The 17765-nt window shown below is 67.2% G+C and carries 15 protein-coding genes; 11 read left to right on the top strand and 4 right to left on the bottom strand.

The genetic code is table 11. The annotated features are described in order from the left end of the window. Positions 1 to 85 precede the first annotated feature (85 nt). Positions 86 to 364 (top strand): Ig-like domain-containing protein, encoded by a 279-nt coding sequence (locus tag ACWETB_RS23455; RefSeq protein WP_452213979.1) that lies wholly within the window; start codon positions 86 to 88, stop codon positions 362 to 364. Positions 365 to 447: 83 nt separating this feature from the next. Here the strand turns inward: ACWETB_RS23455 and ACWETB_RS23450 are convergent, their stop codons facing one another. Continuing rightward, positions 448 to 1179, bottom strand: coding sequence for a hypothetical protein (locus ACWETB_RS23450; RefSeq protein WP_449741605.1), 732 nt, complete (start codon positions 1177 to 1179; stop codon positions 448 to 450). Positions 1180 to 1596: 417 nt separating this feature from the next. Between ACWETB_RS23450 and ACWETB_RS23445 the strand changes: the two genes are divergently transcribed. From ACWETB_RS23445 to rlmB, 5 genes are all read left to right on the top strand, one after another. Then, on the top strand, positions 1597 to 2085 hold the full coding sequence (locus tag ACWETB_RS23445) for a CarD family transcriptional regulator (RefSeq protein WP_449741604.1): 489 nt from the start codon (positions 1597 to 1599) through the stop codon (positions 2083 to 2085). Between the two features lie 86 nt (positions 2086 to 2171). Then, on the top strand, positions 2172 to 2882 hold the full coding sequence (ispD, locus tag ACWETB_RS23440) for a 2-C-methyl-D-erythritol 4-phosphate cytidylyltransferase (RefSeq protein ID WP_449741603.1): 711 nt from the start codon (positions 2172 to 2174) through the stop codon (positions 2880 to 2882). Then, the gene (gene ispF / locus ACWETB_RS23435) at positions 2879 to 3337 is read left to right on the top strand and encodes a 2-C-methyl-D-erythritol 2,4-cyclodiphosphate synthase (protein WP_449741602.1); all 459 of its coding nucleotides are present in this window, start codon (positions 2879 to 2881) and stop codon (positions 3335 to 3337) included. The genes ispD and ispF overlap by 4 nt, the downstream gene beginning before the upstream one ends. Positions 3338 to 3674: 337 nt before the next feature. Continuing rightward, positions 3675 to 5069, top strand: coding sequence for a cysteine--tRNA ligase (gene cysS, locus ACWETB_RS23430; RefSeq protein WP_452213976.1), 1395 nt, complete (start codon positions 3675 to 3677; stop codon positions 5067 to 5069). Continuing rightward, a complete protein-coding gene (gene rlmB / locus ACWETB_RS23425; protein WP_449741600.1) occupies positions 5070 to 6023 on the top strand; it encodes a 23S rRNA (guanosine(2251)-2'-O)-methyltransferase RlmB in 954 nt (317 codons plus the stop codon). A gap of 93 nt (positions 6024 to 6116) precedes the next feature. Here the strand turns inward: rlmB and ACWETB_RS23420 are convergent, their stop codons facing one another. Then, on the bottom strand, positions 6117 to 6881 hold the full coding sequence (locus tag ACWETB_RS23420; protein WP_449741599.1) for a LamB/YcsF family protein: 765 nt from the start codon (positions 6879 to 6881) through the stop codon (positions 6117 to 6119). Positions 6882 to 6975: 94 nt separating this feature from the next. On the opposite strand from ACWETB_RS23420, the gene ACWETB_RS23415 reads away from it, so the two are divergent. Next, positions 6976 to 8619, top strand: coding sequence for a carboxylesterase/lipase family protein (locus ACWETB_RS23415; RefSeq protein WP_449741598.1), 1644 nt, complete (start codon positions 6976 to 6978; stop codon positions 8617 to 8619). Here the strand turns inward: ACWETB_RS23415 and ACWETB_RS23410 are convergent. After that, entirely contained in the window at positions 8561 to 9418 is an 858-nt protein-coding gene (locus ACWETB_RS23410) for an alpha/beta fold hydrolase (protein WP_449741597.1), read from the bottom strand. The two genes, ACWETB_RS23415 and ACWETB_RS23410, sit on opposite strands and share 59 nt — an antisense overlap. A 227-nt stretch (positions 9419 to 9645) precedes the next feature. Here ACWETB_RS23410 and ACWETB_RS23405 point away from each other — a divergent pair, with 227 nt between their 5' ends. From ACWETB_RS23405 to ACWETB_RS23390, 4 genes are read left to right on the top strand one after another with little or no spacing between them, the layout of a single operon-like run. Beyond that, positions 9646 to 11691 (top strand): hypothetical protein, encoded by a 2046-nt coding sequence (locus ACWETB_RS23405; RefSeq protein WP_452213973.1) that lies wholly within the window; start codon positions 9646 to 9648, stop codon positions 11689 to 11691. Between the two features lie 10 nt (positions 11692 to 11701). Beyond that, complete coding sequence (locus tag ACWETB_RS23400; protein ID WP_452213971.1) at positions 11702 to 13231, top strand: hypothetical protein; 1530 nt, start codon at positions 11702 to 11704, stop codon at positions 13229 to 13231. Continuing rightward, positions 13228 to 14802: a glycosyltransferase gene (locus ACWETB_RS23395; protein WP_452213969.1), complete on the top strand. Its 1575-nt coding sequence runs from the start codon at positions 13228 to 13230 to the stop codon at positions 14800 to 14802. The genes ACWETB_RS23400 and ACWETB_RS23395 overlap by 4 nt, the downstream gene beginning before the upstream one ends. Before the next feature lie 32 nt (positions 14803 to 14834). Beyond that, the gene (locus ACWETB_RS23390) at positions 14835 to 16457 is read left to right on the top strand and encodes an ArnT family glycosyltransferase (protein ID WP_452213981.1); all 1623 of its coding nucleotides are present in this window, start codon (positions 14835 to 14837) and stop codon (positions 16455 to 16457) included. Positions 16458 to 16541: 84 nt separating this feature from the next. Here the strand turns inward: ACWETB_RS23390 and ACWETB_RS23385 are convergent. Further along, positions 16542 to 17765 (bottom strand): HNH endonuclease signature motif containing protein (locus ACWETB_RS23385; protein WP_452213967.1); only part of this gene is annotated, 1224 nt, incomplete at its 5' end.

The raw sequence follows: 17765 nt of genomic DNA, 5'->3' as shown, positions 1-17765 counted from the left end.
TCCCACCCAACGAGTACGAACACACCCACTACGCTGGCCTCAACCCCGAGGATCAGCCCACCATCGAGGCGGCACGAAACCGGGGGTGATTCACTACTACGCCGGAACGGTAGAAGTCGTACCCACTGGAGTGTTGACCGGGTCGGCGGCGGCAACCGACGCCGAGGATGACACAGTCGCCTTCGCGATCACCACCCAACCTGCCCACGGCGCCGTTGCCATCGATCCGGACACCGGTGACTGGGTGTACACGTCCGCCACGCCGGGGACCTTCGCGGCAGACAGCTTCGTCATCACCGCCAATGACGGGCACGGTGGGTCGACGTCGCAACTCGTGACGATCGGCGGCTCTACCACCGTGTGACGAACGGCTCACACAGCAACGCGGGCTGCGTCCGGAATGGACGCAGCCCGCGTGATTGCGTGTGGCGCTATGAGGCGATCAGCTCAGTGCCCGCCTTCGCCTTCGCTCTCGGCCTCGCCGCCGCGCGGTGTGTCGACGCGGGTCGCCAGGATCGTCGAGTCAACGGCGGCGTCGACGGGGACGGTGCCCGCGTCGGTCCAGTTGCCGTTGGCGTCCTGAACCTCGAAGTAGAAGGTCAGTTCGGTGGTCAGGCCCGCGGCGACCGACTCGCCGGTGCCGTTGAGGGTTGCCTCGATCGCGGCCTCACCCAGTTGCGGGGCCTCGACCTCGCCGACGCTCGGGCCGGCCGACGCGGAGGTGGTCGGGGATTCCGAGGCCGTCTCCGATGCCGACGTCGTCTCCGATGCCGATGCAGCGGCACTGGATTCCGATGTCGTGATGCCGGCCGGGTTCGAGTTCGCCGGGTTACCGGCGCGCACCAGCATGCCCGGATCGATGGTGGGTTGTGCGCTCAGCGTGACCTTCGCCGATGACGGTGCACCCTGCTGGGTCACCTCGACCTTGGTCAGGCGGTAGATCTTGGTCTGTCCGCTGTTGATGACGGCGAAGGACACCTCGAAGGGGCCGCCGTTGTCGAAAACGTCGCCGGCCTTGTCGGCGGGGTAGATGATCTGCACGTTGCGGACCTCGACCTCGCCCCACGTCGCTGCCGCGTTGCCGCCGTTGACGGCCGGGAGCTGATTTGCGGTCTGCGAGATCTGACCGGCACCGCAGCCGGTGGTGCCGAGCGCGACCGCGACACCGATCGCTGCCATCGCGGTGGCCGTTGCCAACCGTCGTGTGACCGAAGGCCGCCGCCCAAATCGAGTTGGCACAGACACCCGTTCCTCCCAGGTAATCGAACGCGAAAAAACGCAGTGAGGGACACCCTGCACTACGCAGCGTAGTGGGCCCGGGTCACAAAATCCCGGCGGGGTGCCAGATTGGTCGGAACGGACTGTCGTGGTGGCCGGTTCGGGTCATCGAGCGGAAGGGGAAGGGGGGTGCGAATCGGCGTCCGGAGCCGACGTGAATCCGACTCTTGCGCTTGTGAACTTCCCTTGTTATGGCACATCGCTCCACCTGCCGAAACATCCCCGGTCAGCCGAGTGCAGGGCCGTGACCTGCACCGTTGTCTGGGCCGTCTGGGGCGCCCGTGTTAGACTGGCCATACTCGAAAGGGGCACGGAACATTGAATTTCAAAGTTGGCGACACCGTTGTCTATCCCCATCACGGTGCTGCTCGGGTCGAAGACATCGTGATTCGGACCATCAAGGGCGAACAGATCGAATATCTGGTTCTCAAGGTTGCCGACGGTGACATGACCGTCCAGATTCCCTCGTCGAAGCTCGAGTACGTCGGCGTTCGTGACGTCGTCGGTGAAGAGGGACTCGACCAGGTTTTCCAGGTTCTCCGCGCTCCACACACCGAAGAGCCCACCAACTGGGCGCGTCGCTTCAAGGCCAATCAGGAGAAGCTCATCTCCGGCGACATCATCAAGGTCGCCGAGATCGTTCGTGACCTGTGGCGTCGTGAGCAGGACCGCGGTCTGTCCGCGGGTGAGAAGCGCATGCTGACACGCGCGCGTCGCGTGCTCGTCGACGAGCTCTCGCTGGCACAGAACACCGACGACGAGAGGGCCACCAGCATTCTCGACGAGGTCCTCGCCGCCGCATCCTGATCGCACTTCGCTTGTGATCAGGATTTTTCTTTGACCAGTTCTTGTGCTGTGCGCGCGGCAATCGCGGTGATCACAGCAGGCCGGCGATGACCGACTCGGATGTGCGGGTCGGCATCGTCGTTCCCGCAGCAGGCTCGGGCACCCGGCTGGGTGAACCGATTCCCAAGGCATTCGTGGACCTCGGTGGTCGCACCATCCTGGAACACTGCGTCGACGGACTGACCGGGCTCTCGGCGTCCGTCGTCGTGGTGGTTCCGGTGGAGCTCATCGACCGTGCGCGTGCGCTGGTACCGGCATCGGTTGTCGTGGTGGCTGGCGGCGCCCATCGATCGGACTCGGTGCGGGCCGGGCTCGCCGCACTCGACGACGCCGACGTCGTGCTCGTCCACGATGCGGCGCGTGCGTTGACGCCGGTATCGGTGTTTCGGCGCGTCATCGCCGCGGTGGTCGGTGGACACCGGGCCGTCGTGCCGGGGTTGCCCGTCGTCGACACCCTCAAAGAGGTCGAACCGGGTGGCGACGCCGAGCGTGTCTTGGGCACCGTGGATCGCGAACCGCTGCGGGCCGTGCAGACGCCTCAGGGTTTCACCCGCGAGGCCCTCGCCGCCGCCCATGCCGACGATTCCGGACTGGCCACCGACGACGCCGGACTCGCCGAGCGTATCGGCATCCCGGTGCACGTCGTCTCCGGCCATCACCTCGCCTTCAAAATCACCACCCCGTGGGACCTGCGAATCGCCCGAGACCTCGTCGCCGAACGTGACTCGGCGGCCGCACCCGGAGGAGAAGAGGCATGAGAGTCGGTATCGGCTCGGATGCGCATCGCGTCGTGGACGACGTTCCCTGCTGGATGGTCGGACTGCACTTCCCCGACGACGCCGGCTGCGAAGGGCATTCCGACGGCGACGTCGGCGCTCATGCGCTGTGCGACGCAGTGCTGTCGGCGGCCGGACTCGGCGACGTGGGCTCGGTGTTCGGCACCGGACGCCCCGAATGGGACGGCGTCTCCGGTGCCCGGATGCTCGAGCACGTGGCCTCGCTGGTCGCCGACGCCGGGTTGACCGTGGTCAACGGGGCCGTTCAGGTGATCGGTAACCGCCCGAAGATCGGTCCGCGACGCGCTGAGGCGCAACGTGTGCTGTCCGAAGCGCTGGGGGCGCCCGTCTCGGTGTCGGCAACCACCACCGACGGCCTTGGCATGACCGGACGTGGCGAAGGAATCGCCGCGGTGGCGACCGCGCTCGTCGAATAGCAGTCGGTCAGCCGTTGGTTACCCCGGCACGGTGACAGCGCTTTGCAGTGCGTTGACAGCGCTCTCGTGGTCGTTGACGGCGCTCTGAGTTTCACTGACAGCGCTTTCTGGGTCGTTGACAGCGCTCTCATGAGCATTGATAGCGCGTGAGTGAGCGCTGTCAGTGGTGGGGAGGGCGCTGTGAGCGTCGGGCGGGGCGCCGTCAGCGCAGGGGAGGGCGCTGTCAGTGGTGGGGAGGGCGCTGTGAACGTCGGGCAGGGCGCCGTCAGTGGTGGCGAGAGCGCCGTCAGCGCAGCGGGGCGAGAACGGCAGCGGTCGCCGGGTAGAATCGCACGTCGTGACCCTGCGCCTGTATGACACCGCCACCCGAGAGGTACGCGACTTCGTTCCGTTGTCGCCCGGGCATGTGTCGATTTACCTGTGTGGCGCCACCGTTCAGGGAGTGCCGCACATCGGTCACGTTCGCAGCGGTATCGCCTTCGACATCCTGCGCCGCTGGCTGCTGCATCGCGGCGACGACGTGCTCTTCATCCGCAATGTCACCGACATCGACGACAAGATCCTGCGTAAGGCCGCCGACCATGATCGTCCGTGGTGGGAGTGGGCGGCCACCCACGAGCGGGAGTTCTCCTCGGCCTACAACGCGCTCGGCGTGCTCCCGCCGTCGGGGGAACCACGCGCGACGGGCTTCGTCACGCAGATGGTCGAGTACATGGAGCGCCTGGTCGACCGTGGCCACGCCTACGCCGCCGACGGTAACGTCTACTTCGACGTGCGTTCACTGCCCGACTACGGGGCGCTGTCCGGGCACAAGCTCGACGACGTGCACCAGGGTGAGAGTGCCGGTACCGGCAAACGGGATCCGCGGGACTTCACGCTGTGGAAGGCGGCCAAGCCCGACGAACCCTCCTGGCCGACCCCGTGGGGACGCGGCCGTCCGGGCTGGCATCTGGAATGCTCGGCGATGGCCACCTCACTGCTCGGTGCCGAGTTCGACATCCATTGCGGTGGAATGGATCTCATCTTCCCTCATCACGAGAACGAGATCGCGCAGGCGCATGGCGCCGGTGACCCGTTCGCGCGGTACTGGCTGCACAACGGCTGGGTCACCATGGGTGGGGAGAAGATGAGCAAGTCGCTCGGCAACGTCGTGTCGATCCCGGCGATGCTGTCGAGGTTGCGTCCGGTGGAGCTGCGCTACTACCTCGGCAGCGCACACTATCGGTCGATGCTGGAGTACTCCGACGGCGCGCTCACCGAGGCCGCCGCCGGTTACCGTCGCGTCGAATCCTTTGTGGAGCGCGTGAATTCGCGCGTCGGCGACGTCGCGATCGGCGAGATCGCCGCCGACTTCGCGACCGCCCTCGACGACGACCTCGGCGTGCCCGCCGCTCTGGCCGCGATCCACAACACGGTGCGGGCCGGCAACACCGCACTCGACGGTGGCGACGGCCCCGCGGCCCTGGCCGCGGCGTCCTCGGTGCGGGCCATGATGAGCATTCTCGGCGTCGATCCTCTTGATGCGCACTGGCATTCGGACGCCGCCGACGATTCGGCCGCCACCTCGGCGCTGGACGTCCTGGTGCGGGCGGAGTTGACCCGTCGTGCTCAGGCGCGGACGGACAAGGATTGGGCGACCGCCGATGCGGTGCGTGACCGGCTGGCCGAGGCCGGTATCGAAGTGACCGACACCCCCGATGGGGCCCAGTGGAGCTTGAAAGGTCGGGAGTAGATGGCGGGCAATTCCAAACGTAAAGGCGCCGTTCGTAAGACGGGGTCGAAGAAGGGGCAGGTCGTCGGCTCCGGTGGTCAGCGTCGTCGTGGCCTGGAAGGTCGCGGCGCCACCCCGAAGGCGGTCGACCGCTCCTACCATCCGGCGCACAAGCGAGCCAAGGCTGCGTCGAAAACCGCTGCGGGACGACCGAAGTCGCGCGCCAAGGATGACGGACCCGAGTACGTCCTCGGACGTAACCCGGTGGTCGAGTGTCTGCGCGCCGAGGTTCCGGCGACCGCGCTGTACGTCGTCACCGGCGGCGATCCCGACGACCGCGTCGCCGAGGCCGTGCACATGGCCGGCGACCGCGGTATCACCATCCTCGAGGTCGGCAAAGGTGAACTGGATCGCTTGTCGGCGAACGGCTTACACCAGGGTGTCGCCCTGCAGGTGCCCGAGTACCGCTACGCCCATCCCGACGACCTGATGCGTGATGCCATCAACAGTGGCACCCCGCCGCTGCTGGTCGCGCTCGACAACATCACCGATCCCCGCAACCTCGGGGCGGTCATCCGTTCCGTGGCGGCCTTCGGCGGTCACGGGGTGCTGATCCCGCAACGTCGGAGTGCGTCGGTCACCGCGGTGGCGTGGCGGACCTCCGCCGGTGCCGCGGCCCGGCTGCCCGTCGCGCAGGCGCCGAATCTCACCCGCACGCTCAAGGAGTGGGCCGCAACGGGCGCTCAGCTGGTCGGCCTCGACGCCGAGGGCGATGTGACCCTGGATGACTACGACGGCACCGGCCCCACCGTCATCGTCGTCGGCTCCGAGGGCAAGGGTCTGTCGCGGTTGGTGCGTGAGACCTGCGACTCGATCCTGTCCATCCCGATGGCCGGCGACGTAGAAAGCCTCAACGCGTCGGTGGCCGCGGGCGTCGTGCTCGCCGAGTTCGCGCGGCAGCGTCGGATCGGGTAGCGCCCACTCGGCGGGAAACGGCGCCCACTCGACGCGAAACGGCGCCCACTCGACGGGAAGCGGCGCCCACTCGACGGGGAGCGGCGCAGCCGCTCAGCCGGCGCTGATCTCGATTCCCGAGCGCCGTAACGACTCCCGCACATGACGTGCGTGCGCGACGGCACCGGGGGTGTCGCCGTGCAGACAGATGGATTCCGCCGACACCGTGACCACCGCGCCGTCGACGGCCACCAGGGAGCCCGTCTCGACCAGGCGCAGCACCCGTTCGGCGATCTCGGTGCTGTCGGTGAGCACTGCCCCCGGTTCCGAACGTGACACCAGGGTGCCCTCCGGGGTGTAGGCGCGATCGGCGAAGGCCTCGGCGATCACCGGCAGCCCGGCATCGGTGGCCCGGCGCAGCACCGGTGAGTCGGCGAGGCCCATCAGCGGCAGATCGCCGCCGAATTCGCGCAGCGCGGCGATCACCGCATCCGCCTGCCGTTCGTGATGCACGATCGTGTTGTAAAGCGCCCCATGAGGTTTGACGTAGGTGACCGACGTGCCCGCCGCTCGGGCGATGGCGTCGAGGGCACCGATCTGATAGACGAGGTCGGCGATGAGCTCGGCAGGGGCGATGTCCATGAAACGACGCCCGAATCCGGCGCGATCGGGATAGGAGACCTGCGCACCCACCCGCACCCCCGACGCCGCGGCGGCCCGGCACGTCGCCAGCAGCTCGGCCGGGGTGCCCGCGTGGAACCCGCAGGCGACGTTGGCGCTGGTGACGATCTCCAGCATCGCGTCGTCGTCGCCGACGCCCTCGCCGAGATCGGCGTTGAGGTCGATGCGCGACGGCGCGTCCGCGGTGTGTGAGGTCACGGCCGCAGTGTAGGTCGCGACTCGGGTCAGGCGCATACCACCGCTCCGCACACACCGCCGAAGTACGCATCTGACCGCGCGGTAGATTCGGGGCATGGCTCTGATCGACACCAAGGTGACCACTACCGACGGCGTTGTCGGTGGCGTCCGGGGTCGCCGCACTCGCCGCGGCACCATCAGCTGGCGCGGTATCCCGTACGCGGCCCCACCGGTGGGTCGCGGCCGATTCGACGCCCCGCAGCCGGTGACCCCGTGGAACGGGGTGCGCTGGTGCACAGCCTTCGGTGACGCGGCCGTCCAGGACAAGCTGCTGACGGCGACCGGCCCGGGACGGTTCCAGCCGGTCAGCGAGGATTGCCTGACCCTCAACGTCTTCTCCCCGGAGACCGAGCCCAGCACGCCCCGCCCGGTGATGGTGTTCATCCATGGCGGCGCCTACATCCTCGGGACCGCCGCCACCCCGCTGTACGACGGCACGCACCTCGCCCGGTCGCAGGACGTCATCGTCGTCACCATCCAGTACCGGTTCGGACCGTTCGGGATGCTCGACTTCAGCGGGTATTCGACGTCGGAGCGGCACTTTGACGAGAACCCCGGGCTCAAGGACCACATCGCCGCTCTGCACTGGGTGCAGCGCAACATCGGTGCCTTCGGTGGTGACCCCGACAACGTGACGATCTTCGGGGAGAGCGCCGGTGGTTCGTCGGTGCTGATGCTGCTGGCCGCCCCCGCCGCGCGCGGACTGTTCGCCCGCGGCATCGCCGAGAGCCCGGCCGCCGATCTGACCATCTCCAAGGACAGTGCGGCGGTGTTCGCCGACGAGTACCTGAGGTTGGTCGCCGATCCGGCGCGTCGTCGTCCCCCGGCCGACGAGCAGCGTGAGCCGATCACGCCGACCGAGGCCACCCGGCTCCTCGACGGGGCGTCGCCGACACAGCTACACAAGGCGGGGATGCGGTTGATGAAGTTCGCGCGGAACACCCCCACCCCCCTGGAACCGGTGCCCTTCGGCCCGGTGTACGGGGGCGAGTCGTTGCCGTACACGCCGGTCGAGGCGGCCCGTAAGGGCCAGACCGCCGCGGTGCCGCTGATCATCGGGACCAACCGGGACGAGGGCCTGCTGTTCGACAAGTTCTGGAAAATGCTGCCCGAACCGGAGCAGACCCTGCTCGCGGTGCAGGACAACGCGGCGCGCGACGCGATCATGAACAGCTACGCCGGCGGTGCCGCCGATCGTGTCCGGTTGGCCGCCGACGGCATCTTCTGGGCGCCCGTCACCGGCTTTGCCGACGCGTACCGCGCCATCGCCCCCACTTACGTCTACCGATTCGACTTCCACACCAAGGCGCTGGCGAAGGTCGGCGTGGGCGCCACCCACGCCACCGAACTGTTCGCCGTGTTCGGGGCGTACCGCACACCGACATTCGCGGGACTGGCCGCAGGCGATTGGCGTGCGGCCGGCGCGATGGTCGGTGAGGTGCAGTCGCGCTGGGGCGATTTCGCCCGTGGCGGGGAGCCGGGCGAGTGGCCCCGCTACACCGAGGAACACCGCGAGGTGCTGATCCTCGATCGCCGGGTCCGCGTCGAATCCGATCCGGACGCGGCGCGCCGGGAGGCCTGGGATCGTGGTCGAGCCCTCGTCCTGCTGACCGGAGATGGTGACGGCGCGCCCGCCGATCTCACGGACTCCACTCCCGCGGGGGTTCTGCTGCCAGAAACGACGACACCAGCGGATTGACGAGATCGGGGGCCTCGATCGGCAGGATGTGAGTCCCTGGCAGCACCGCGAACCTGCCGTTCGGCAGAGTGCGTGCCAACGCGAGGCTGTGCTCGAGGCGCACCACACCGCGGTCGGCGGCGAGCACCAACGTCGGCGCCGCGACGGTGGCGAATTCGGCCAGCGGGTACTCGGGCCCGTCCCTCAGCAGGGTTTCGGATTTGCGGTAGATCTCGTTGAAATGCTCTGGGCTGTCCGGACTTTCGGCCTTGTACCCCTCGCGGAGGAATTCGACGAGGGCGGAATCGCGTGCGGCGAGGCGGTCGAAGAAGCCGGCCGCGGCCCGACCGTCGGAGTTCATGTAGTGGCACATCAGTACCACGCGAGAGACGAGGTCGGGGCGGGCCCGGGCCACCAGCAGTGCGCGCACCGCGCCGTCGCTCCACCCGACGAGGTGCGCCGGTCGGCCCACCACCGACTCCAGATAGGCGATGGTCTGCGCGGTCATCGCCTCCATCGACCAGTCCGCGTCGACGTCCGGGCTGTGGCCGTGACCGGTCAATTCGGGGACGTGCAGCCGTAATCCGACGTCGCTCAACCCGGCGATCTGGGCACCCCACGTGGCCGCCGACGCAAAAGCGCCGTGCAGCAGGACCGTCGGGGCTCCGGCGGGATCGCCGCCGCGGAAATGCCACAACAGGTTTCCGTCGACGTCGACGTAGGAGCCGCCGTCGACGGTGTCGCCGGCATGGATGGTGTGGGCGGTGCCGACGCCATGCGTGGCGCCAATCGACGAGGACGTCGACCGATTCTCAGGCATCGGCGACAGCGGGGTCGAGCAGAAAAACGGGCAGAACGAGGGCTTGCATGAGGCCCATGCTCCGGACCCGCAATGTCTCACCGAGAACGATTCGGACTCGAAATGGCATCACCTCGCCTCGGTCTGTGACACCCGACGCACCGCGCGCCCGTACAAGCAACGCGAGCCGACCATTACGCGATAGCGTAAACCCACACCGTTGGTGGGGGGCCTGATCCGAAGGAAGCATGAACGTCGTCCTGCGAAGTTCTCCTTTGTTACGTGCTCTGGCTGTGAGTCTGCTCGTCGTGGCGATGGCGGCTGCGCCCGCCGTCGGCGTCGCTGCCGCGGCACCGGGTGACCCACCGCCGCCCCTGTCGCTGGACTCGCTCGGATCGTCGTCGGCGATCACCTTCCCCGGTCAGCAGGGACAGGTGAGTATGTCGATCCCGGTCCCGCAGGACCTCACTCCCGATGTGCTGCGCGGTGTGACGTCGGTGCCGCCGTTCGTCACCGGTGGCGAGGTCGACGTCTATCAGGGTGAGCGACTGATCTCCCGGACCCCCGTCAATCCGGCCCCGAACTCGCCGATCACGTTGCCGCTGCGTGGCCTGACCGTCGACGGCAATGCCGCCGAGATCACGCTGCGGTCGTATCTGACGGTGGACGGACTGTGCAGGTTCGATCCCGACAACGCGTTCCGGATCTCCGGCGCCACGGTCACGTTCACCGGTCGCGAGGCGATTCCGACCACCGTGGCGCAGTTCCTCCCGCCGATCCTGCGCGATCTGGCGATCATCATCCCCGACGATGTGCAACAGGCCGAGGGGGCCGCCGCGGTGAACCTCGCGGCCGCGGTCACCGCGCATTACGGCACCGCGCAAGTCGGCATCACCACCGTCGTTCGGCCGCGTTCGGATCTGGCGCCGAGCGATGCGCCCGGACCGCTGGAACGGCAGATCGTCGTCGACTCGTCGGCTCCGACGGGCCTGACGTTGCGGGACGGCCCGGAAGGGTCGAAGTACCTCGTCGTCGGGGGCGCCGGCGACGCGTTGGTGACGCAGAGTGAGTTCCTGACGACCGATCTCGACGCGATCGCGCTGAGCTCGTCGGCGGTGGCCGGACCGCTTTATGACGCTCCGCAACTCACGCCGGACGTCCAGACACTCGCCGACCTGGGGGTCAGCGACCAGAGTGTGACGTCGTCGTCGTGGCCTAGTCTCACCTTCGGTGTCGACCAGACGCGCCTGGGCCGCCCATCGACGAACATCCGGGTGCAGTTGATGGGCACCTACGCTCCCGCCGGTGGCGACAGCGCGGTGATCTCGGTACGGATCGGCGACCGCGTGATCGCGACGCTGCCGACCGATTCGTCGGGGACCTACAACAGCTGGGTCGACATCCCGAACGATCTCGCCGCGCGGTACACCGAGGTCACCGTGACCCTGGAGCGCAGTGGGTTGCTCGAGGGCTGCGGCAACGGTACCCGCGCCAACCTCACGCTCAGTTCGACCGGGCAGATCACCTCCGACGTGGCCGATCCACCGCAGCCGTCGGGCCTCGGATCGGTACCGCAGTCGCTGATGCCGTGGACGCAGATGGCCTGGACAACCGGTGATGCCGCCGACGTCTCCCGCGGCGTGGAGATCGCTGCCGGGCTGCAGCGGATTTCGGTGGTTCCCTTGGGGTTTCGTGTGGTGTCGGTGTCGGAGGCGTTGTCCTCGGAGCTGCCGGCGATCCTGATCAGCGCCGAGGGTAAGGACATACCGGACATCGATCTTCCGGTCAGCGCCGACGGTGGTGAGGTCACTGTGCGGTCGTCGTCGGGTTCCACCTCGTCGGTGACACTGGATCCGGCGCTGCGCTACGGCGTCCTGCAGGCGACGCGGGCGGGTGACCGGACGGTGCTGGTGGCCGGTTCCACCGGCGACGCGAGAGACCTCGACGACCTCCTGGACTGGTTGGCCGACGACAACCGGTGGACGTCTGTCTCCGGGGACGCGATCGCGATCGTCAAGGTGCGCGATCAGCAGCCGCTCTACATCGATGCGGACAAGGCCGCCCCGGCCCCGCCGGCCGAAGCCGCGAGCATCCAGAAGACCATCGGGCTGGTTCTCGCCGTGGTCGCCGTTGCCTTGATCCTGGGTGGGGCGGTGATCCTGGTGGAGATCGCCCGGCGTCGGCGCGCGACGCGACACGATCGAGGGGCTGGACCGTCGGAAGATGTTGCGCCCGAACCGGATACGGCGGAGGGCGGCGCGCCGGATTCGGGTACGCCCGACGCGGATCGGTGATCGCCGCGTCATGACAGCGACCGCACCACCCACCGAGGCGTCGCAGGGCGCGACGCCGGTCGCGTGGCTACGCACCAACCCGGGGGTGCTCACGCTGCGGTGGCTGGCTCTGCTGGCGCTGACCACGATCGCCTTCTGGCGCACCATCATCGCGGTCGTGGACGAGATGCGCTCGCTGACCATCATCATCTACGTGCCGGTGCTGATAGTGCTGGCGATCATCGCGGCGATAGGCACATCCTGGCGCCGGGCTCCCGAGCCGCCGATCTATGACCGGCAGACCGATGTCATTGTCGGGCTGATCGTCATGGTGGTCGCGGTGGCGGTTCAGGTGATGGTCAACCCGCGGTACGGGCAGGCCTATCTCACCACCCACATGGACCTGCTCGCGTTGTGGCTCTTCTTCCTCGCGGCCTCGATCATGATGTTCGGGTTGCGTCCGGTCTCCCGGTATCGCTGGGTGTGGTTGCTGGCGTTGCTGATCTGGCCGGTACCGGTGCGGGTGGTGATCCTGACCTTCGGTGGCGGACCGGTGGTCGCCGGCGTGGTGATGGTGGTGCTGGCCGTGGCGGCCACCCAGATCGCGATCGGGCGCTCCGGGCGCCGAGGTGCAATCGGTGCGGGTATGGCGCTGGTCGTGGGAATGATCCTGCTGGTCATCGGTGATGCGTTGTTGCCCGGAACCCGTCGTGCGTGGCTGGTGGTGATCCCGGCGATCGGCTCCACCCTGGTCGCCTCGATCACCATGTACGTCGACTATCGCGTCCGGCACCGCCTCGGATGGACTCCGTTGGGGCGCGGGGTTGCACCACCGACACTGGCCCGCGTGGGTCGGCCGGCGTTCGTACTGATCGCGACGTCGGTGCTGCTCGCCTTCGTGCCGGTGCCGGTCAAGGTGGGTGTCTGGCCCAGTCAGACCATCCCGGGAATGCCGCTCGGGCGACCTCTGGCCATCCCATCGGACTGGCGTCAGGAGAGCGCGCAGCGCTACCCCTGGGTCACCCGGCTCTACGGCAGTGCCTCGGTGATGTACCGGCAGATGGTGCTTCAGGCGCATGGCAGTCCCGAGTTCGACAAACAATCACGCCCGCGCCGCGTCGCCGTCGACAGCGTCGACACCGCTCGCCCCCTGTCCATGCAGGTCTATCCGTACATCTTCCGTTATGACCTCGTGGGTGACCGGGCCAGCAAGTCCCAGGAGATCCCGATGCCGCACGGGGTGCGTGCCTGGATGTGGTCCATCGTCGACGACGCCCGCTACCTCAGCTACACGGTGGTCTCGTGGTGGTGGAACAACGGGTCCAAGGCGCAGCAGGTGATCCTGTGGGCGGTCGACGACCACGAGGACGACGCGTATTTCATCACGCCACAGTTCACCATCGGGCAGAACCTGAACACGATGTTCACCGTCCTGCTGCGGGGCAACGCCTCGATCGAGGATTCCACGCCCACCTTCAAGGATCGTGGCCTCCTGCAGTCGCTGGCCTGGGGCATCGTCGACGCGCAGGTGGACCTCGCACGCCAGGAGACGGGCGCATGACCGCCGGTGCGCCGGGGCGCGCGGCAGCTGACGGGCACCCGGCGCCGGATCCTCGCGCCCGGTGCACCCGGCCGCAACGGGATGTGCGTGAACTGCTGGTCGACGAGGCGTATCGGGCCGACGCGCTGCACGACGCCGTCGAACGCCTTCGCGACGCCGATGCGACGATGTCGGCGTCGGTGGCGTTCAGCAGGCCGCAGAAGTGGGGCGGAATCGCGGCGCTCGTGCTGATCGGGATCCTGACCATCCTGTTTCCGGTGCCGACGCTGGCCACGGTGGTCGGTGCGGCGACCCTCGTCTACGTGGTCGCCCTGATCGACCGGCTGATCATCTTCCGGCGGGGACTGGTCAACGGCGCCATCCGGGTCACCGACGAGCAAGCCCGGGCGATCGCCGACGACGACCTGCCCGCTTACACCGTCCTGGTACCCGCCTACGGTGAGCCGGAGGTGGTCGGCGATCTCATCGAGGCGGTGGAGGCCATCGACTATCCCCGCGACAAACTGCAGGTGCTACTGCTGCTCGAGGAGGACGACGAACCGACCATCGTGGCTGCGCGGGCCATGGAGGACGAACGCGGCGTGGTCACCGTGGTGCTGACTCCACCGGCGCAGCCGCGGACCAAACCGAAGGCCTGCAACTACGGCATGCACTTCGCCACCGGCGACATCGTCACCATCTTCGACGCCGAGGACAAACCGGATCCCCTCCAATTGCGCAGGGCGGCCTGGGTTTTCCAGAACATCGACGACGATTCGGTGGTGTGTGTGCAGGGAAAGCTGAGTTTCCACAACGCCACCGACAACATCCTGACCCGCTGGTTCACCGCCGACTACGGCATCTGGTTCGGATTCCTGCTGCCCGGCATGATGGTCAGTCGAGCCCCGATCCCGTTGGGCGGCACGTCGAATCATTTCAAACGCGACGAACTCGACACCATCGGCGCGTGGGATCCGTTCAATGTCACCGAAGACGCCGATCTCGGGGTGCGGATCTCCGACAGTGGTTTTCGCACCGCGGTACTGGATTCGGTGACCTTGGAGGAGGCCAATGTCGATGCGATCAACTGGGTTCGGCAGCGGTCGCGGTGGTACAAGGGCTACATGCAGACCTGGCTGGTGCACATGCGCCGGCCACGGCAGTTGTGGCGCATCCTCGGGCCGATCGCGTGGCTGCGGTTCACCCTGCTCATCGCCGGGACGCCGCTGATCGCATGTATGAACATGGTGTTCTGGCTGATCCTGGTGATGTGGATCGCCGGGCAGCCACCGGTCATCGGTGAACTGTTCTGGGGCCCGATCTATTATCTGTCGCTGATCTCGTTGATCTTCGGCAACGGTGCCGCCCTGTACATGAATCTGATGGCCATCCGCGAGGAGGGGCGCAGCGAGTTGCTGATCTCCGCGCTTCTGGTGCCGGCGTACTGGTTCTTGATGAGTGTGGCCGCGATCAAAGGGATGTGGCAGATCCTGTTCAATCCGTCTTACTGGGAGAAGACCTTTCACGGATTGTCGACGGGCACCTCGAAATCCGATTCCGAGGCGGCGGATGACCCGGCGGCGGCACCGTGACCCGCAATCGGGTGATCGCGCTCTTCGTCGTCATGTTCGCGACTTACCTCGGTGTCGGTCTCTATCTGGCCGTCGGCGTGCACTTCTACTTCGGTGATGCACTCTCCCGAGTGCAGTCGGCGCAGAGCGTGTTGTTCAGTCGCTCACCGCATCTGGCCGCGATCGGCTTCATCTTCACCCCGATGACCGCGATCGTCCAACTACCGCTCACCGCACTCACGCCCTGGATACCGCAGATGACCACCGATGCGGTGTCGGCGGTGGTGATGTCGGCGGCGTTCATGGCCGGGTCGGTGATCCAAGTGTCCGGCATCGCCCGCGACCGCGGTCTGGACAGGGTGGCGTCCACCCTCATCATCATCTGCTATGCGTTCAACCCGATGATCGTGTTGTACGGCGCCAACGGGATGAGTGAGGCCCCGTACCTTTTCTTCCTCGCCTGGGCGGCGCGCCGGCTGATGCGGTGGGTCGACACCGACGACGTCCACGAACTCGCAGTCGCCGGAATCGCCTTGGCCTTCGGCTACCTCACCCGCTACGACGGCGGTGCGGCCTCGCTGGCCGCGGCGTTCGTCGTCGCATGGGTGACCTATCGGCGTACCGACACCGACAAACGGATCAGCCGGGTGATGCTCGATGTGGTGCTGGTGGTGGCTCCGTCGGCGCTGGCCTTCCTCGGCTGGGCCTTCGCAAGCTGGTTGATCACCGGAAACGCGTTCGCGCAGTTCACCTCCGAATACGGGAATGCGGCGATCATCGCGCAGTCCGGTGGCAGCGGATCGTCGACGGTCAGCGAGGCCCTGTGGTTCTCGACGGTGGAGCTGGCGATCCTGGCACCGCTACTCCCGCTGCTGGGGGCGTTGGTCATCGGCATCCGGGTGGCGCGGCATCGCATCCAGCCGTTGTTGCCGCCACTGCTGATGATCGGCGCGGTGCTGTTCTTCCAGGTTTACAGTTACGCACGGGGATCCACCTTCGGGTTCCTGCGGTTCTACATGACGGTGATCGTGCTCGGCGCCATCGTCGCCCTGATCTCGGTACCCGCCCGCCGGCATCCGCCGTTCCGTCGGGAGGGACTGCATGCCGCCCTACCGCCGGTACGTCGGCGGGGTTCGCGGCGCGGCGTGTACGTCTTCGCCTCGGTGTTCGCGATCATCGTGATGACCGTCGCGCTGCCGACCACCGCATACGGGATGACGTCGCCGAAGTTCGCGCCGCAGGAGTTCGCGATCGGGTCGATCGTCTGGCCGCGCCCGGATTCGGTCTCGCAGCGTCACCTCGACGAACAGGAGGTGGTACGGACCTTCTCCACCGAACGCACGCTCGCCGAATACCTTGACTCCCTGAATCTTCCGGACGGCGCGGTACTGACCGACACCGTCTACGGTTTCGCGGTGGTGGTGCAGTCGCGGCGACCCAAACAGTTCGTGATCCCCTCCGATGGGGACTTCGCCGAGGTCCTCAACGATCCGGCGGGCCACGGCGTCCAGTACCTGCTCGCGGTGCCCGACACCGGCCGGGGAACCTCCGACGCCCTCAATCAGCGTTATCCGACGCTCTATGAGAACGGCGCACAGATCTCGGTGCGCGTCCTCGAGGCCCGTAATCAGGGGGCCAATTCCCCGGATTGGCGGGTGTATCGGGTCACGGGGTAGGCGGGGTGAGTTGGTCGAGGTCGAGACCACGCAACGCCGATTCCGGAAACCGGTTGCAGCGCAGCAGCATCCGACCGCAGTGGCCTACCGCGGATAGGTGGTGATGGTTTCCCCGGTGGCGGGGTCGCGCCAGATGACCGCCCGATCGGCGAGCATGGTGGGGATCAACAGCCCCATGTGTTTTCGTTGGTGGTCCGGGGTGCACAGCGGCATCAGGTTGAATTCCACCGTCCAGCCACCGGTGATCGGATCGCGGTGCACGAATTTCACCACGTGATCGATCTGGCAGTCACCGGCCGGCCGACCGCACTGCGGATATCGGCAGGTGCCATCCAACTCGATGATCTTCTCCCGCAACCAGGCCGGTATCCGATATGTCAACGCACCCGGCGGTGGGAGGAGATAGCCGCCGTGCCCGGACGGGTCGACCGGGGTTGCGGGGAACGGATCGTCGAGGCGACGCCACGCCGCCGGTATCCGATCCAGTGAGGTGGCGGTGTTGACGGTGGGTATGTCCAGGCTGGGAAACTCGCTGACGGTGACCAACTGTCCCGAATTGATCAGCGTTCGGGCGTGGGAGTCGTCCACCACGCCGAAGTACTCCAACCGGGCTTCCCGCTGCCCGGACGGATCGGTGATCAACGACAGCGACAACTGCGAATCACTGTCGGTGTCGGTGTCAGATTCGGTGTCGGTGTTGGGTTGCGCCTCGACGGTATCCGCTGCCGCACAATCAGCGTCGCCGTCGGTGATCATCCCGGGATCCTCGGTCACATCAGCGTCCGACTGGGGATCGTCGGTCACGTCGGCGTCCGCATCGGCGTCCGCATCGACATCGTCAGACAGATCCGTCGCGTCGCCGTCTACATCGATGTCGAGGTCGGTCAGACCACTGGGTTCTTCCGGCAACGGGATCGCCCGCGAGCAGTCACCCCGCCCGCATTCACACGACAGGTACGCGCCGGGCAGGCCTTGGATTTCGGCGAAGGCCGCGACCTGCACCTGACCCTGACGGCGTGGATCACGTGGGCAGATCCGCTCACTGATCATCTGTGCGATCCGCGCCGCCAGATGCGCACCCATCTCCCCGGGGGCGTAGACGGAGATGCTGCAATGCCCGTTGGTGTCCCGACGGACCCGCACATTCTGATCCCGAGCGGCGGCCTCCTCGCGGCGGTCGGCGGCACCGTCGGGATCCAGGGCGATCACCATCTCGGCGACCTGATCCCGCAGGGTCGTATCCGCCTGATTACGTCCGGCGAGTTGCAGTGCACGGGTTTCGGCGAACGCGCGCACATCGTCATCGGA

Source organism: Gordonia sp. NPDC003950 (genome assembly GCF_053605205.1).
Note: the sequence above shows the minus strand (reverse complement) of the source record. Positions and strands in the feature narration are given on the sequence as shown.

What these genes read in the sequence shown, in the direction of transcription:
- ACWETB_RS23395 (WP_452213969.1), top strand. Translation starts at nt 13,228, where the DNA reads ATGACCGCCGGTGCGCCGGGGCGCGCGGCAGCTGACGGGCACCCGGCG.
- ACWETB_RS23400 (WP_452213971.1), top strand. Translation starts at nt 11,702, where the DNA reads ATGACAGCGACCGCACCACCCACCGAGGCGTCGCAGGGCGCGACGCCG.
- ACWETB_RS23405 (WP_452213973.1), top strand. Translation starts at nt 9,646, where the DNA reads ATGAACGTCGTCCTGCGAAGTTCTCCTTTGTTACGTGCTCTGGCTGTG.
- ACWETB_RS23410 (WP_449741597.1), bottom strand. Translation starts at nt 9,418, where the DNA reads ATGCCTGAGAATCGGTCGACGTCCTCGTCGATTGGCGCCACGCATGGC.
- ispF (WP_449741602.1), top strand. Translation starts at nt 2,879, where the DNA reads ATGAGAGTCGGTATCGGCTCGGATGCGCATCGCGTCGTGGACGACGTT.
- ACWETB_RS23450 (WP_449741605.1), bottom strand. Translation starts at nt 1,179, where the DNA reads ATGGCAGCGATCGGTGTCGCGGTCGCGCTCGGCACCACCGGCTGCGGT.
- ACWETB_RS23415 (WP_449741598.1), top strand. Translation starts at nt 6,976, where the DNA reads ATGGCTCTGATCGACACCAAGGTGACCACTACCGACGGCGTTGTCGGT.
- ACWETB_RS23390 (WP_452213981.1), top strand. Translation starts at nt 14,835, where the DNA reads ATGTTCGCGACTTACCTCGGTGTCGGTCTCTATCTGGCCGTCGGCGTG.
- rlmB (WP_449741600.1), top strand. Translation starts at nt 5,070, where the DNA reads ATGGCGGGCAATTCCAAACGTAAAGGCGCCGTTCGTAAGACGGGGTCG.
- ispD (WP_449741603.1), top strand. Translation starts at nt 2,172, where the DNA reads ATGACCGACTCGGATGTGCGGGTCGGCATCGTCGTTCCCGCAGCAGGC.